General features: G+C 68.0%; 13 protein-coding genes and 1 pseudogene. 8 read left to right on the top strand and 6 right to left on the bottom strand.

What is annotated here, in order from left to right:
• Positions 1-233: 233 nt before the first annotated feature.
• Complete coding sequence (locus tag SLUN_RS17615) at positions 234-698, bottom strand: hypothetical protein (protein ID WP_108149396.1); 465 nt, start codon at positions 696-698, stop codon at positions 234-236.
• Between the two features lie 548 nt (positions 699-1,246).
• On the opposite strand from SLUN_RS17615, the gene SLUN_RS17610 reads away from it, so the two are divergent.
• Entirely contained in the window at positions 1,247-2,950 is a 1,704-nt protein-coding gene (locus SLUN_RS17610; protein WP_108149395.1) for a helix-turn-helix domain-containing protein, read from the top strand.
• 102 nt (positions 2,951-3,052) lie between these two features.
• Positions 3,053-3,127 (top strand): annotated as a pseudogene (locus tag SLUN_RS42365) (dihydrofolate reductase family protein); the annotation flags it as partial.
• A gap of 31 nt (positions 3,128-3,158) precedes the next feature.
• Here SLUN_RS42365 and SLUN_RS17600 read toward each other — a convergent pair.
• Entirely contained in the window at positions 3,159-4,352 is a 1,194-nt protein-coding gene (locus tag SLUN_RS17600) for a serine hydrolase domain-containing protein (protein ID WP_371413835.1), read from the bottom strand.
• A gap of 182 nt (positions 4,353-4,534) precedes the next feature.
• Here SLUN_RS17600 and SLUN_RS17595 point away from each other — a divergent pair, with 182 nt between their 5' ends.
• Positions 4,535-4,900 carry a cupin domain-containing protein gene (locus tag SLUN_RS17595; RefSeq protein ID WP_108149393.1) on the top strand — a complete coding sequence of 122 codons (366 nt, stop codon included), beginning with the start codon at positions 4,535-4,537 and terminating at the stop codon, positions 4,898-4,900.
• 64 nt (positions 4,901-4,964) lie between these two features.
• Here the strand turns inward: SLUN_RS17595 and serC are convergent, their stop codons facing one another.
• Positions 4,965-6,083 carry a phosphoserine transaminase gene (gene serC, locus SLUN_RS17590; protein ID WP_108149392.1) on the bottom strand — a complete coding sequence of 373 codons (1,119 nt, stop codon included), beginning with the start codon at positions 6,081-6,083 and terminating at the stop codon, positions 4,965-4,967.
• 108 nt (positions 6,084-6,191) lie between these two features.
• Entirely contained in the window at positions 6,192-6,836 is a 645-nt protein-coding gene (locus SLUN_RS17585; protein ID WP_108149391.1) for a GTP-binding protein, read from the bottom strand.
• A gap of 233 nt (positions 6,837-7,069) precedes the next feature.
• On the opposite strand from SLUN_RS17585, the gene SLUN_RS17580 reads away from it, so the two are divergent.
• The 4 genes from SLUN_RS17580 to SLUN_RS39475 all read left to right on the top strand — a co-directional run bounded on the left by SLUN_RS17580 (position 7,070) and on the right by SLUN_RS39475 (position 13,573).
• Positions 7,070-9,910 (top strand): FAD-binding and (Fe-S)-binding domain-containing protein, encoded by a 2,841-nt coding sequence (locus SLUN_RS17580; protein WP_108149390.1) that lies wholly within the window; start codon positions 7,070-7,072, stop codon positions 9,908-9,910.
• Between the two features lie 174 nt (positions 9,911-10,084).
• Entirely contained in the window at positions 10,085-10,558 is a 474-nt protein-coding gene (locus tag SLUN_RS17575; protein WP_108149389.1) for a hypothetical protein, read from the top strand.
• Between the two features lie 10 nt (positions 10,559-10,568).
• Positions 10,569-12,863 (top strand): DUF6571 family protein, encoded by a 2,295-nt coding sequence (locus tag SLUN_RS17570; RefSeq protein WP_257153750.1) that lies wholly within the window; start codon positions 10,569-10,571, stop codon positions 12,861-12,863.
• 35 nt (positions 12,864-12,898) lie between these two features.
• Complete coding sequence (locus SLUN_RS39475; protein ID WP_159100279.1) at positions 12,899-13,573, top strand: hypothetical protein; 675 nt, start codon at positions 12,899-12,901, stop codon at positions 13,571-13,573.
• 23 nt (positions 13,574-13,596) lie between these two features.
• Here the strand turns inward: SLUN_RS39475 and SLUN_RS17565 are convergent, their stop codons facing one another.
• Positions 13,597-14,013 carry a pyridoxamine 5'-phosphate oxidase family protein gene (locus tag SLUN_RS17565; protein WP_108149388.1) on the bottom strand — a complete coding sequence of 139 codons (417 nt, stop codon included), beginning with the start codon at positions 14,011-14,013 and terminating at the stop codon, positions 13,597-13,599.
• Positions 14,014-14,128: 115 nt separating this feature from the next.
• Between SLUN_RS17565 and SLUN_RS17560 the strand changes: the two genes are divergently transcribed.
• Entirely contained in the window at positions 14,129-14,701 is a 573-nt protein-coding gene (locus SLUN_RS17560; RefSeq protein ID WP_108149387.1) for a YdeI/OmpD-associated family protein, read from the top strand.
• A gap of 170 nt (positions 14,702-14,871) precedes the next feature.
• Here SLUN_RS17560 and SLUN_RS17555 read toward each other — a convergent pair whose 3' ends face one another.
• The gene (locus SLUN_RS17555) at positions 14,872-15,600 is read right to left on the bottom strand and encodes a DsbA family protein (protein ID WP_254710086.1); all 729 of its coding nucleotides are present in this window, start codon (positions 15,598-15,600) and stop codon (positions 14,872-14,874) included.
• Between the last annotated feature and the right edge of the window lie 39 nt (positions 15,601-15,639).

Here is a 15,639-nt window from a genome sequence, read left to right as displayed (position 1 = left end):
TCTGGACGGGATGAGGCAGGCACGGCCTCTGATGATCACGACGTGTCGATTCCCTGATCACCACGACGGAAGACCGCGCCTGCCCGCTCATCACCGCTTATCCCCACCGGGCTGGGCCAACTAGCCGGTGCCGCATCGCCCTCGCCTGTCGACCCCATGGACTCCTGGCCCACCGGGCCGCCCTACCCGATCCACGCCGGGCCCTGGGCCGACGCCACCCGCTGGTTCGGCGGTCAGCCGTCGAAGTCGACGTACCACATGGAGGCGCACTGCAGGACACCGGAGACCCGCAGGCACGGCCGCACCGCGTGATAACGCCCCTGTACGACAGGCGTGGAGGTCCAGCCTGTGGCGCCGGAATGGTACGCCTGGCAGTAGTCGTAGCCCCCGTTCCCCGTCACCTGCGCGTTGGTACGCCAGCCGTGCCCATTGGTGTTCTCCGCAGCGGTCGGGGAGAACGCGTTGATCGAACGGTCGATTGAGACGTATGAACCGTTCGGAACATATGCCCTTGCGTAGGCGCCTGCCGATTGCTTCCCCGTGTAGAGATGCGTCTTGATATCCCGCAGAGTTACCGGGTAGTACGGCGCTCCGACCGCGGCGTACCAAGCCCATTCGGTTGGTGCAGCCACGCACTTCTCGGCTGCATGTGCTGACGTCGCTGTGGTCAGCATGGTCAACGGCAGTGTCATCAGCATCGCAAATGTCGCCGACAGGACACGCCCGCGTTTCAGTCGCATCTTCCCCCCAGTCGCTCGTGCGTTCGGACCTCTTGCCTGGTTTCCATGCGCTCTCCTTGTTCCTGTGCCGGCAGACGAAGAGCCAGTGGTGTCCTGGCCCCTTTCAGCGCGTTGGCCATGAATCGGCCAGGACGACGGTGTGAGCAGCGCAGGCGACTGGTCGAACCTCGCCCTCGAGCCGGCAGGGCTACCAGCATGTCTTGGAGCTTCTCCCCGTCACCGGTTCGCCCGGCGAGTAGATCTTCAACCACCGGGTGCCGAAGGACCAGAACGGCACGGGAAGTTGGCACGCCTGGAACGCCGTCCGCGCTCTGAGCTGGGAGAACCCGGGACGCTGGAACGCCTTGGCCAAGCGAAGGGGCTCGATGTGCGGCTCTGGGCCGCTGAAGGACGGGGGTTCCGTTGTGACTACTGGCGTTTGCCGACGGTGGGTACTATGCGCGAGGCCGCCCGGGGGACAACGCTGATCGGACCTGGTCGGAGTGGCAGGAGACCCGGGGGAGCGCATGGCTGAGGCATCGCATCAAAAGCAGCTCGGGGCCCTCCTCGAAGACCTCAAGCAGCGCAGCGGGCACAGCTACCAGCGGATCGGCCAGCGCGTCTGCGCGAGCAAGTCCACCGTGTATCGGTATTGCACCGGGCAGATCGTCCCGCCGGATTTCGCCACGATCGAGCGCATCGCGAAAGCGTGCAATGCCGACAGGGCCGATATGGCGGCGCTGCACCGGCTGTGGATGGCCGCATCCGACGTGCCGGATGAAATCCGTGAGGAACCCGAGCGGTCCGGCATCCGCACCGCTGTCGGCGCCGGCTCCCCGGCTGCCGACCCACCCCAGGACCTGTCGCCATCCGCCCCGGCCGGACCCGACGGCGGTCCGCGAAGACGCTCGCTTTCGTTCATTGTCGTTGCCTCGGTGGTGACCCTCCTGGTGGCCGTGACCGCGGCGAGCAGCGGCCCAGGCCTCCGCCGGACTTCGGCACGGCAGCCGGACCAGTGGATATCCGGCCCCGCCTGGGTCAGTTCCCCGGCCCGGATACCGTCCACCCTCTTCGGCGTCACCATCAACAGCACCACAGGCACGATGCCGTCGTTCCGGACCGGTGCTGTGCGCTTCTGGGACAGCGGCACCCGCTGGGCGGACATCGAGCCCCAGCGCGACGAGTTCGACTGGTCGGTGCTCGACCGGCTGGTCGGCGGGGCTGAACGGGCCGGCCTGCCCGCGTTGTTCGTCATGGGCGGCACACCGCAGTGGGCCAGTCCGAACGGCCCGGTCGGCCCGTATGCCGACGGCTCCCGTGCCGCTCCGCCCGACCGCCTCGCCGACTGGGACACCTTCGTGCGTGCCCTCGTCCACCGCTATCGGGGTCGTATCGAGGCGTACGAGTTGTGGGTGCTGGCAAACGATCCCCGGTTCTACAACGGCAGCGTGGAGACGCTGGTCGAGATGACCCGCAGAGCCAGCCGGACCATCCGGGCCGCCGACCCGAAGGCCACCGTCGTGTGTCCCGGCATGGGTCGCCTGTGGGAGCCGGACGCTCTCCACGTCCTTCAGCGCTTCGCGGAACTCGGCGGATACCGCTACTGCGATGTCGCAGGCATCAAGCTCTACCAGCGCACTGCCTCCGATCCTCCGGAGACCATGCTCGCGCTCACGCGCACCGTCGACCGCGTACTGCACCACGCCGGGGTCCATCCGCCGTTGTGGAGCACCGGAACCATGTACGAGATCCCCCTCCAGGCCCCTCTGGACCGCCGCCGCGCCGCCGACTACGCGGTGCGCTTCTACCTCGTGGGGCTGTACGCACGGAAGGTCAATCTCGAACGCATGTACTTCTACAACTGGGGCGGCACCAAGATCCCCATCGTGCTGCAAGCCGAAGGCGGCGCCCCGACACAGGCGGCGCTGGCGGTCGAGCAGCTGGAACGATGGCTCGCCCACGCCCGCATCCGCTCCTGCGGCCACGGCCTGGCCGTCAACCTCTCTGGCAACGTATGGGAATGCAAGTTCACCGTCACGGAGCCCCAACGCAGTTACGAGGCCACCATCCGCTGGACCGATTCCGGCACCGCCGTGACCACGGCTGAACCGGGCCTTGAGTTCGTGCACCGGCTCGACGGCACGATGACACCCGTGCAGCCCGGTGACATCGTCCAGATCACCGAGCAGCCGATCCTTCTCAAACAGCGCCCGCAGAGCAGTACCTCGTGACCCCGCCCCCACACGCCGCCTCTGCGCAGGGTTCCAGGCCCGGGGCGGGAGGTGTCCCGGATCCGGTGGGCCGGGCGCTGGCGACGGCCCAGCCGGCGGGCCTCTCAGCCGCGGCTGCTTGACCGGTTCCACCTCGAGGTCGTGCCCAGCCCGAGCGGCGTGACGCACCACCTGTTCTCCAACCCGGCGAACCTGACCGGTCAGAGCACTAGCGCCGCAGCAGCCCGCAGACGAAGTCCTCCTGGATGTTCCTGAGCTCGGCGACCAGCTCCGGCTTGTTGGACTTGTTCACCTGGGTGGTGATCGAGAAGGTCAGGGAGCGCTCCCCGTCCGGGGTCGCCGCCACCAGTTGCGTGTAGCCGGGGAAGTTGCCCGTGTGGCCGTACACCACACCGCATCGGGTCGTGTAGCGGAAGATCGCCAGACCGGCGGCGTTGACTCCGGGGCCGGCCGGCTCGGAGGCGCCGTCCACCCACTTCAGCTGCTGCTTCCTCGTCCGTCTGGAGATCAGCTCGCCGCTCGCGTAGCCGCGGATGAACGAGGTCATGTCCGCCGGGGTCGAGATGATGCCGCCGGACGCCCAGACCCCCGACGCGCTGAGCACCGTGCTGATGTCCTCCGGCGGGTTCGGCGGCGTGACGTCGTAGCCGTGCAGATAGGGCTCGGGGATGTCGAAGCCCTGCGGAAGGCTGGTGTTCCGCAGGCCCAGCGGACGGTAGACGATCTTCTTCAGCAGCTCCTCGTAGGGGCGGCCCGTCACCGCCTCGGCCATCAGGGCCACGGCGATGTTGTCGGAGTTCGAGTACTGGTACCGCGAGCCTGGGCTGAACAGCAGCGGGTCACCGGCGACGAAGTCGAGGAGGCGTCGGGAGTCGAAGAGGTGGTGCGGGTCCTGGCCCAGGATCTCGAGGAATTCCGGGGACGCGGTGAAGTCCGGCAGACCGCTGGTGTGCTGCAGCAGCTGCCGGAGCGTCACGGCGTGCCAGGCCGCGGGAAGTGCCGGTAGCAGCTCGCCGATGGTGTCGTCGAGGCCGAGCCGGCCGCGGTCGACCAGCCCCAGCGCGACGGCCCCGCTGTACGCCTTGGCCGTGCTCGCGATCCGCATATGGTCGGCCGGCCGCGGCGCGCGGTCGGTGCCGACCTCGGCGACCCCGGCCCGGTAGACCTCCGTGTGGTGCCCGCGCCGCAGCAGGGCGATGACTCCGGGTGGGCCGCCCGGTGTACGGACCAGTTCCTGCAGGAGCCTGTGCAGCTCACGGTCGTGGCCGCCGGGGGGCGGAGCCGCGGCCTGGGCGGGGGCGGAGATCAGCCCGGCGAGGGAGGCGACGGCCACCAGGGCGGCGGCGGGCAGCCGTAGCGGTCGTGAACGGGGAAGCAGGCGGGGAAGCAGGCGTGGCAGCACGGCGGGTGTCTCCTGACGGTGGGGGCGATTGCACACGACCCAGCATCAGGAGAGGGGGACAAGCCCGCCCGCGCGTTGGTCCATCCGGCAGACAGCGGCCTTCGGTACGAGACTGGAAGAGGGCCGGGAAGCAGGGGGACAGGGATCCAGGGACGGATCGGCGGACCAGCGCTGGAGGAACCATGACGGCAACCACGCGTGACGAGACTCCCGTCGCCCTCGAGGGCGACGGCGTGGAGCTGCGGGTGAAGGAAGTCGGGGGTGACATGACCGTCGCGTTCGCGCGACTCCCCAAGGGCACGGACATGTCACCGGCGGTGAAGGGCCTGCCCGGCGACATGTGCCAGTGCCCGCACTGGGGATACCTCTTCAGCGGGCGGCTGAAGATGCGGACAGCGTCGGGTGACGAGATCTATGAGGCGGGGCAGGCCTTCTACTGGCCGGCCGGTCACGTTCCGGAGGCGCTCGAGGACTGTGAGTACGTGGATTTCTCGCCGACCAAGGAGTTCAGCGAAGTGATCGACCACGTCAAGGCGCAGATGGGGTGATCGGTGCCAGAAAAACGGGCCCCGCAGCATCATGCTGCCGAGCCCGTCTCCGTGCCGCTGGGTACTACAGCTTCTCGATCACGTAGTCGACGCACGCCGTCAGCGCCTCGACGTCCGCCGGGTCGATCGCCGGGAACATCGCCACCCGCAGCTGGTTGCGGCCCAGCTTGCGGTACGGCTCGGTGTCCACGATGCCGTTCGCGCGCAGCGCCTTGGCGACCGCCGCCGCGTCGATCTCGTCCGCGAAGTCGATCGTGCCGATGACCTGCGAGCGCTTCGCCGGGTCGGTCACGAAGGGGGTCGCGTACTTTGACGCCTCGGCCCAGCCGTACAGGTTCCGCGACGACGTCGCCGTACGCCGGACCGACCAGTCCAGGCCGCCCTGGGTGTTCAGCCAGGTGAGCTGCTCGTTCAGGAGGAAGAGCGTGGCCAGCGCCGGGGTGTTGTACGTCTGGTTCTTCAGGGAGTTGTCGATCGCCGTCGGCAGGCTGAAGAACTCCGGGACGTGGCGGCCCGAGCCGTGGACACGGGCGGCGCGCTCGAGCGCGGCCGGGGAGAAGACAGCGATCCACAGGCCGCCGTCGGCGGCGAAGGACTTCTGCGGGGCGAAGTAGTAGACGTCCGTCTCGGCGATGTCGACCGGCAGGCCGCCCGCGCCGGAGGTGGCGTCGACCAGGACCAGCGAGCCCTCGTCCGCGCCCGCGACGCGCTTGACCGGGGTCGCGACACCGGTCGAGGTCTCGTTGTGCGTGAAGGCGTAGGCGTCGACGCCCGCCTCGGCCTCCGGGTCCGGGTGGGTGCCCGGGTCGGAGGTGATGACGGTCGGCTCGGCCAGCCACGGCGCGAGCTTCGCCGCCTTCGCGAACTTGGAGGAGAACTCGCCGAAGGACAGGTGCTGGGACTTGTTCTCGATCAGGCCGTGCGTCGCGATGTCCCAGAAGGCGGTGGAGCCGCCGTTGCCCAGGATCACCTCGTAGCCCTCGGGGAGCTGGAAGAGGTCGCGTACGCCGTCGCGCACCGCACCGACCAGGTTCTTCACCGGGGCCTGGCGGTGGGACGTACCCAGGAGTGAGGAGCCTGTCGCGGCCAGGGCGTCGAGCGCCTCCGTACGCACCTTGGAGGGGCCCGCGCCGAAACGGCCGTCGGCGGGCTTGATGTCAGCGGGAATCTGGATCTCAGCCACGTTCGCGAGCGTATCCGGTCCCGGGGCGGGGCGGATACGCGGTCCGGCGTCTGAGACAGGCGTCTCGGCCGGTGGAGCGGCCGGCCTGCGCCTCGGCCGGCCTGCGCCTCAGCCGTCGTGGCAGGGCTTGCCGTCCTTGTCGCATGCCTCCTCGCGTAAGGACAGGGCGTGCAGATGCTCGACCAGCGCGATGAGTACGAACTTGCTCGACGAGTGGTCCCGGGCGTCGAACTCCACCAGCGGCACCTCCGGCCCCAGCGCGAGCGCCTCGCGGATCCGGTCGTCGCTGTGGAACGGACCGCCGAAGTCGTTGACGGCGACGATGAAGGGCGTGCCGTGGTGTTCCAGCCGGTCGATCGCGTACCAGGCGTCGGCGAGCGAGCGGGTGTCGACGAGGACGACCGCGCCGAGCGTGCCGACGAGCAGGCGGTCCCACAGGAACCAGAAGCGGTCCTGGCCGGGGGCGCCGAAGACGTACAGGACGCTGCGTTCGTCGATCGTGATCCGGCCGAAGTCGAAGGCGACGGTCGTGGAGGCCTTGTGCTGGACGCGCGTGGTGCCGTCGAGGGTGTGGCCGGCGCGGCTCGTCACCTCCTCCGTGTGCAGCGGACGGATCTCGCTGACGGAGCGGACCATGGTCGTCTTGCCGGCTCCGAAGCCGCCCACGACAACGATCTTCAGGGTGTTGACGGTCGTGCCGGCGAGCGGGGGGTGGGGCTGCGCCGGGTGGACCGACCGCGTGACGCGGGTCATCGGTTTTCGTCGGTGCCGGTCATCGAGTGGTGCCTTCCGGGGGTGGCGGTGGCAGTAACTGGAGCCGCTTGTTCCTGATCAAGTGACCGTCACTATAGGAGGAGTTGCCGATCACATTGCGAAATTCTTGTGGGCTTTACCCAAGGGTGGTGTCGCGCAACGGCCGCACGTGGCACGTTCCCCACCGGTGTGACGAGAGTGACAGGGCCACCCACAGGGGCATCCTGAGACACATGGCTGAACAGCGACAGGTACGGCGGGGTGGCCGGGACCGGCGGGAGACGGGCGGACTGGCGCGCGCGCTGACCCGGGCGGTGCGCGGCGACGTCGACTTCACCGCGGCCGCGCGGGCGCTGATGACGATGGACGCGTCCAACTACCGGCGCGTGCCGGTCGGTGTGGTCGCACCGCGCGACGCCGAGGACGTGGCCGCGGCCCTGGAGGTGTGCCGGCGGTACGGGGTGCCCGTGGTGCCGCGCGGCGCCGGTACCTCCATCGCAGGTCAGGCGACGGGTATCGGGGTGGTGCTGGACTTCACCCGCCATCTGGACGCCGTGGTGGAGGTGGACGCGGAGGCGCGTACGGCGGTGGTGCAGCCGGGAGTCGTCCTCGACACGCTGCGGGACGCCGTACGGCCCCACGGGCTGACCTTCGGCCCCGACCCGTCCACACACAGCCGCTGCACGCTCGGCGGGATGATCGGCAACAACTCCTGCGGCGCGCACTCGGTGGCGTGGGGCACGACCGCCGACAACATCCATGGTCTGTCGGTGGTGACGTACGGGGGTACGGAACTGCGCCTCGGGCAGGGCTGGGAGGGCGCACCCGCCGGGCTGCGGGAGCTCGTCGACCGGAACCTGGCCCTGCTGCGGACCGGCTACCCAAAGGGGCTCCCGAGGCGGATCTCCGGCTACGCGCTGGACGCCCTGCTGCCCGAGAAGGGCGTCGATCTCGCCCGGGCGTTCTGCGGCAGCGAGGGCACGCTGGGCGTGCTGACCGAGGCGTCCGTACGGCTGGTGGAGGCGCCACGCGCGCGGGCGCTCGCCGTGCTCGGCTACGCGGACGAGAGCGCGGCGGCGGAAGCGGCCCCGGGCCTGCTGGCCTACCGGCCGCTGACCGTCGAGGGCATGGCCGAGGACCTGGTGCGCGATGTGCGGGGGCTGCCGCGCGGCGGAGCCTGGCTCTTCGTGGAGACGGGCGGCGACACGGCGGCCGAGGCACGGTCGCGGGCCGCCGAACTGGTGCGGGGCGCCGACGCGTTGGACGGCACGGTCGTCGACGACCCGGCGGGCATGCGCGCGCTGTGGCGGGTGCGCGAGGACGCGGCGGGGACGGCGACGCGAACGGCCGACGGCGGCGAGGCCTGGCCGGGCTGGGAGGACTGCGCGGTGCCGCCGGCCCGGCTGGGGGCGTATCTGCGGGACTTCCGCGCGCTGCTCGCCCAGCACGGTCTGCGCGGCACGCCGTACGGGCACTTCGGGGACGGCTGCATTCATGTCCGTATCGACTTCGACCTGATGAGCACGGAGGGGGTACGGGGCTTCCGGCGGTTCTCCGAGGAGGTGGCGGAGCTCGTCGTCTCGCACGGCGGCTCGCTGTCGGGGGAGCACGGTGACGGGCAGGCGCGGGCCGAGCTGCTGCCGAGGATGTACGGGGACGAACTGGTCGGCCTCTTCGGCCGGTTCAAGGACGTGTGGGACCCGGAGGGCGGCATGAACCCGGGGATGCTGGCCCGCCCGGACCGGCTCGACGCGAACCTCCGCTTCTCGGTCCTGCCGAAGGAGCCGGTGGAGGTCGCTTTCGGCTATCCGCACGACGGCGGCGACTTCGGGGTGGCGGTGCGCAGGTGTGTGGGGGTCGCCAAGTGCCGGGTGGCCGGGCCGAGTTCGGGACCGGACGTCATGTGTCCGTCGTTCCGGGCGACGGGCGAGGAGGCCCACTCCACCCGCGGACGGGCCCGGCTGCTGCACGAGATGCTCGCGGGCGAGGTCGTGACGGACGGCTGGCGCTCGGAGGAGGTGCGGGACGCGCTGGATCTGTGCCTGTCCTGCAAGGGGTGCCGGAGCGACTGCCCGGTGGGCGTCGACATGGCCACGTACAAGGCGGAGTTCCTGCACCACCACTACGCGGGCCGGCTGCGGCCGGCCTCGCACTATGTGATGGGCCGCCTGCCGGTGTGGCTGCGGGCCGCGGCGCCGTACGCACGCGTGGTCAACGCGCTGGCCCGGGTCCGCCCGCTGGCGGCGCTCGCGAAGCGGCTGGGCGGGATCGCCCCGGAGCGCGCTCTGCCCCTACTGGCACCGGTGACGTTCCGCCGCTGGCTGCAGGACCACATGCGCGACCGGACGGGCGTCCTCGCCGACAGCCGCACGGCGGTGCTGTGGCCGGACACCTTCACCGACCACCTGTCGCCGTCCGTGGGCCGCGCGGCCGTGCGGGTCATGGAGGCGGCGGGCATGGGCATCGTGCTGCCGCCGGGCCAGGTCTGCTGCGGCCTGACCTATGTCTCGACGGGCCAGCTGGACCGGGCGCGCGCGGTGCTGCGCCACACCCTGGACACGGTGGAGCCGCTGCTGGAACTGGGCGTCCCGGTCGTGGTCCTGGAGCCGAGCTGCGCGGCGGCGCTGAGGACGGACCTGCCGGAGCTGCTGACCGACGACCCGCGCGCGGCCCGGCTCGCGGCCTCGGTCCGCACCTTCGCCCAGGCGCTGGAGGAGTGCGCGCCGGACTGGGCCCCGCCGCGTCTGGACCGCCCCGTCGCGGGCCAGACGCACTGCCACCAGCACGCGGTCCTGGGCGACGAGGCGGACCGGCGCCTGCGCGAACGGGCGGGCCTGATCGGCGAGTTGAGCGGCGGCTGCTGCGGCCTGGCGGGGAATTTCGGCTTCGAGAAGGGCCACTACGGGGTGTCGGTCGCCTGCGCGGAGGACCAACTCCTGCCGGCGGTCCGGGCGGCGGGGGAGGGGGCGGAGGTGCTGGCGGACGGGTTCTCGTGCCGTACGCAACTGGAGCAGCTGGAGGGTCGCAGGGCGAGGCATCTGGCGGAGGCGCTGGCGGAGGGGCTGGACGGCTGACCGGATATGGGCCCGGACGAGGTTTGCCCGGGGGCCAGGTGATGGTGAAGAAATCATGTGAGGTGCGGAAGAACACCAGTGAGTTTAAGGCTCAGTTGCTAGGTTGCCGTGGAACTTTGCCGTCCACCAGACGGGCGTACCGGGACAGGCGGGCAACGGGGAAGGGATCCACCCATGGCGTGGGACGAATGGGAGCAGCTGAAGGCACAGGCGGCCGAGAAGGGCTCCACGGGAATGCGGCTCAATCAATTACCGGCGGACCCCGGGGGCGGCGGACAGGGTGTTTTCGTCGCCTACCAGGACGACTTGGGGGCCGTCGGCCACGAAGCTTTTATTCTGCATGACCACCTCAACAAGCAGGCGGACATCGCCGGCGCGGGCATGGACAAGCACGGCGCTGGATCCACCATGCAGGCCGCCGCGAGTCTCAAGAATCACAACTTCACCTTCGGCTCCGCTCTGGAGACAACCGTGACGGTGTGGGACAACCAGGTGAAGACGCTCCTGCAAGCCTGCGCGCACATCTCCAACCACCTGGATTACTCCAAGAAGATGCACGCCAACGACGACGCCCAGGTCGGAATATCGCTCCACCACCGCGATGGCTCAGCTGTGCCCGTGTCCGAGATCGACAAGTACTTCAAGTAGGGGGAAAGCGGTGGCCAGCCTCACCTTCATGGACGTGGCCCAGGTCGACCTCGGCAAGCTCAGCACGGCCGTCTCGGACTGGAAGAAGACCGTCGACAACCTGCAGAAACTTGCGAAGAGCGCAACTTCCGGGATGGTGGCGAAGTCGGAATCCGCCCGCTGGGCCGGGGAAAACGCGACCGTCACGCGAGAGTTCGTCAAGAAGACGGCAAAGCAGTTCGCCGACGCCCACGCGGAGGCCAAGAGTATCTGGACACTCCTTGACGACGCCCATGCGGAACTCGTCGCGATCCAGAAGAGCATGAAGACGGCAGTCGATGTGGATGCCCCGAACCTGGGTGTCCGGATCGAGGACATCGGCGGCGGAGCGGTCCGGTGGTACTTCCCACACATACGGGGGGACAGTGACGAACGCACACAAAAGCAGCTCGATGCCGCACAGGCGCTGGCCGACCGCATCACGGGCCTGATAGCTCATGCCGCGGAGATCGACGCCAACATGGCCCGGGCACTCGGCAGAACCAACAAGAACAACCCCAACGACTTCAGCAGCAACAACTACACATCGTTGGACGACGCCGAGAAGGACCGGGCGCTCGAACTGGCCAAGCTCGGCCCGAAGATGAATGACAAGCAGTTCGCCGAGTTCAACAGCATCATGAAGTACAACACGAAGGACCCCGAGTTCGCAGACGCGTTCTACAGGGGGCTGGGCGGACCCAAGCAAGCGCTGGAATTCTTCGGCCAGATGTCCATCGACAGCGCCCACGGGGACAACAAGGCGCGTCTGGAGTTGACGAAGGAACTCCAGCGCAACATGGGCCTCACGCTGGCGACCGCCACCGACCCGGATCACAACCCCGGGTACCTCAAGGACTGGGGTGGACAGTTCCGCAAGCTCGGAACCCAGCAGATTCCGCTCGAGAAGTACGGAATGGACTCACCTCCGTTCGGGTACCAGCTGCTCGGCGGAATCATGCGCTATGGAGACTATGACCCGAAGTTCCTGAACCCCATTGCTGAACATGTGATTCAACTTCAGCAGAAGGATCCGATCCTCTTCGCCCACTCGAAGAGCGAGTTCGGTACGAATCTGTACAACCCGTCGGGTAAGGACGGTGCCGGTTTCGACCCGGTTCCCGGCATGCTTGAGGCTCTTGGGCACAGTCCGGAAGCCGCAAAACAGTTCTTCACGGCGGAGCCCACGGCCTACAACGAGGACGGAACCGTCAAGGGCGGAGCCGCGGACCTCGGCAAGGTCAAGGACGAGGCCATCACCAACTACCTGGACTACTTCACCAACGATGACTACAAGGGATTCCCGGGCGACATCAACGGTCACTACAACCAGGACGCAATAGAAAAGGCCACGAACCACATGCCCGACGCGCTCGGGCACGCCCTGGAGGCGGCCACCCTCGGACACGCCTACGACGACCCGACGCCCAAGCTGGTCAGAGACGAAGACTCCGCCGCCATCATGAAGTCCGTTGTCGAGAAGTACGGTGACGCAGACCTGCTCAACCGCCAGGAAGCGCTGTCTGACAGCCTTGGCCGGATGGGAGCGGGCTATGTCGACGACATCAACTGGGCGTTGAACGACAACGATCCGACGAGCATGTTCGCGCCACAGCGCGACCCAGCAGACCACGCGGAATTCGGCCGGGACGGGGCGCGAAACTTCCTCAACGCGCTGGGCCAGCATCCAGATGCCTATGCGGAGCTCTCGAACGCCGAGAAGGTCTACACGACCAGCGTGCTCGAAGCCCAGGTCGGCGACAATGGAACGATCAACGAGGCCCATGCCCGAGAGGCCGTACGCGCCGGCGGCGAGGTGCAGGGCATGCTCGACGAGTCACGTGCCGACCGGGTCAAGGCCGACGGCCTGGCGAAGGATGAGGCTTACAACAAGGCACTGGAGAAGCGGGCGGGCTGGATCGGGTTCGGCGCGGGAGTCGGGGTCGCCGCCGGCGCCGCCTTCCTTCCGCCCGTCGCCGCTGCTGGCGTTGCCGCTACCTTGATTCCGATCGTCACGGATGCAGGAACAGGCGCTCTGGAGCAGCAACTCGGAAATGTGATTGGCGATTGGACCGAATCCAAACAGCAAAATAGTGGTGACGACGTCCTGAAGCAGCGGCTCGCCATTTATGACGCCGGTGAAGCCACGTCGGAAGCTCCGATGAGAGAGTTCATGAAACTCCATGGGATCGAGCGGGACGGTCGATTCGGCGGCGACTTGGAGGAAGCACTGAACAGCGGTTATGGCAAGGGGAGCAATCGCGCGGCCCACATGGCCCAATCCTGAATAGCAGACTCGGTTACGGGCTGAAAGTAGTTCACATGATATTCCCAGTGAGACAAGCTGGCGTGGTATTGCTTGCTCTGCTTGTTCCTCTTGTCCTTGTGGCGTGCGACGACGGCAAAGATGAGTCCGATCGCAGCAAGGATTCAGTGAGCTCCAAGCAGCTCTGCGATGGAGCCCTTTCGGGCGATGCCGGTCAAGCGATGGAAGCCGTCTCCGGAGCGAACGAGTTCTCGCAACTCTCTTCGGAGGATGGGGTGCAAGGCGTGGCCGAGAGCATCGCCGAGGAATATTCGAACCAGGGCGCAGCCACGGCGAAAGACCATAGTCTGTGCCAGGTCTACAGCTCCCAGTCCGGCGCAGGTTTCGACCTGGAGATAACCTATTCCCTGGCCGACGAGACGAGCGCGGCAGTTGGTGGCGAAGATCCGGATTTCGCGAAGTATGAAATTGGTCGAAAGGCCTTGGCCAAGGTCGACGAAGCCGTTTTGTACTACGAGTGCGCAAGTAATAAACTGCCGGGCAGTGATAGTTCCCCGGCGATCATTCGCGGTGAGCTCAAGCATCGTCATGAGCCGGAGGGAAATCCTCAGAAACTTCGTGAGAATAATTTGACGATTCTGCATTCGGCTTCCCTTTCACTCGCGAAGAATCTGGGTTGCGAGAAGAATGGGCAGCTCCTGGCCAAGCCTGCTTTCACGCCAGTGCCCTGAGCGCGCGGGAGTCTGACCGGCTGCTAGAGGGTGAGCTCCTCGATGTGCGGCGGGTCCTGGGTGAAGTCGCTGTACCGGATCCAGGCCGGCCGCACCCGTACGTGGGTGATGCCGGGCCATGCGAGCCGGTCCCGGCCGTCCGGGTACGCGGTGAAGTAGCACGCCCGGATGTGCTCTAGCTCGGAGCCGGTGGGGAAGTCGGCGACGCCCTCGATCTGCGCGGTGATCGCGTCGTCCCAGCCGACGACGAGCGCGACACGGGGGTCGGCGCGCAGGTTGCCGTACTTGCGGGTCGACTCGACGGTGTCGAACACGATCTCGAGCTCGTCACTGACGGCGAATCCGACAACGGCGGCCTGGGGCGCGCCGTCGGGGGTCACGGACGCCTGGACGGCGAGCCTGTACCGGCGGAGGAACTGGAGCAGCTCGTCGTGCTTCATGCGCTTTTCTCTACCACGACCCCCGCGACGGAACAGCCGGGCCACCCCGTGAGATGGCGAGCGGCTCGGAGCCGGCGCTGACCGGGCGGGCGAGGCGGGCGATAGCGTGAGCCGTATGGATGAGCTCGACGGGGTGGAGATCATCGCCTTCCCGGACGCCGAGGCGTTCGAGAGCTGGCTGGCCGTGCACTACACGCGCCACGAGGGTGTGTGGATCAAGATGGCCAAGAAGAAGTCCGGCATTCCGACGGTCACCGACGACCAGGTCGTCGACATCGGGCTGTGCTACGGCTGGATCTCCGGGCAACGGCGGTCTTTCGACGAGCAGTACTACCTGCAGAAGTACGTTCCGCGTCGGCCCAAGAGCCTGTGGTCGCAGGTGAATGTGGACAAGGTCGCGATGCTGACGGCGACGGGGCGGATGCGTGAACCGGGGCTGGCCGAGGTGCGCAGGGCACAGGCGGACGGGCGATGGGCGCGGGCCTACGAGTCGCAGAGGACGGCGACGCTGCCGCCCGACCTCGCGGCAACGCTCGATGCGAACCCTGAGGCCAAGAAGGCCTTCGAGGCGCTCGACAGGACCGGGCGCTACCTGATGATCCTGCCGTTGCTTCAGGCGCCCACGCCGGAGACCAGGAAGCTCCGGCTCGAGAAGGCCGTGCACATGCTGGTGAATGGTGAATGGTGAACGCCCGGGATAGGCGCGGTCACCGCGAGCCCCGGCGTTGACGGAGCACTCGGTCGCACCGGCTTCGGGGACGCCGCTGCCCCGCGTGGCTGACCGTCGGAGCACTTGTCGTCGACACCAATACGCGCCGCAACCCGAGCCCTGACGCACGGTGGGTCCTACTGGACGGCTCAGCTCTCGTAGCTGTCGAGGTAAGTCTCCAGCCAGCCACGGACGAAGAAAACACCCCGCTCGTCGTCCGGGACCGGTCTGCCGTTGACGTCCATGGACGGGGTGCCCCGGTTGCCCGCCGAGGCGTGGTACGACTTCTGGGCGGCGGTCACGAACGCCGCGTACTTCATCTCCTTGACCGACGAGTCGAAGGCCGGCCCACGCAGGCCCGGCACCTGCGAGGCCATCCGCAGCAGGAACTCGTCGTTGTACCCGTCCACAACCTCCTCCGGCTGGTTCGCGAAGAGTACGGCGTGGTACTGCGCGAATTTGCCCTGCGCCAAGGCTGCCCGCAGGGCGTTGGCGGCCTTCTTCGAACCGTTGCCGCCCACCCGGTCGTCGAGGAAGGAGGCGAGGACGTACTCGGTCCGCACCTCCCGCTTCAGCGTGAGGCCGCGCAGGTCCGTTGAGGAGCCCTGGAGCTCGAACTCCTCGCAGACGGGGCAGCGCATGTCCTCGTACAGCCGGACCACCATCGGGGCCTGGGGATCGCCGACGACGATCGTGGTCCCGTCCTCCGACAGCTTCTCCGGCAGCTCGTCGGCCGAAGTGTAGGCGGAGCGCGCCATGGTGGACCGCTGCGAGATCGGCTCCTTCGCCCGCGGGTTGGTGCACGCGCTCACCGACAGCCCCAGCATCGCGAGCGCGACCGGCACCAGCCAGGCACCTCGTCTCACCTGCATGAACATTTCGAACATCCCCTCCCCAGTGGATACGCGGCAGGACTC

The organism is Streptomyces lunaelactis, assembly GCF_003054555.1.
GTDB classification, from domain to species: domain Bacteria; phylum Actinomycetota; class Actinomycetes; order Streptomycetales; family Streptomycetaceae; genus Streptomyces; species Streptomyces lunaelactis.
This window is presented reverse-complemented; position numbering and strand designations above follow the sequence as displayed.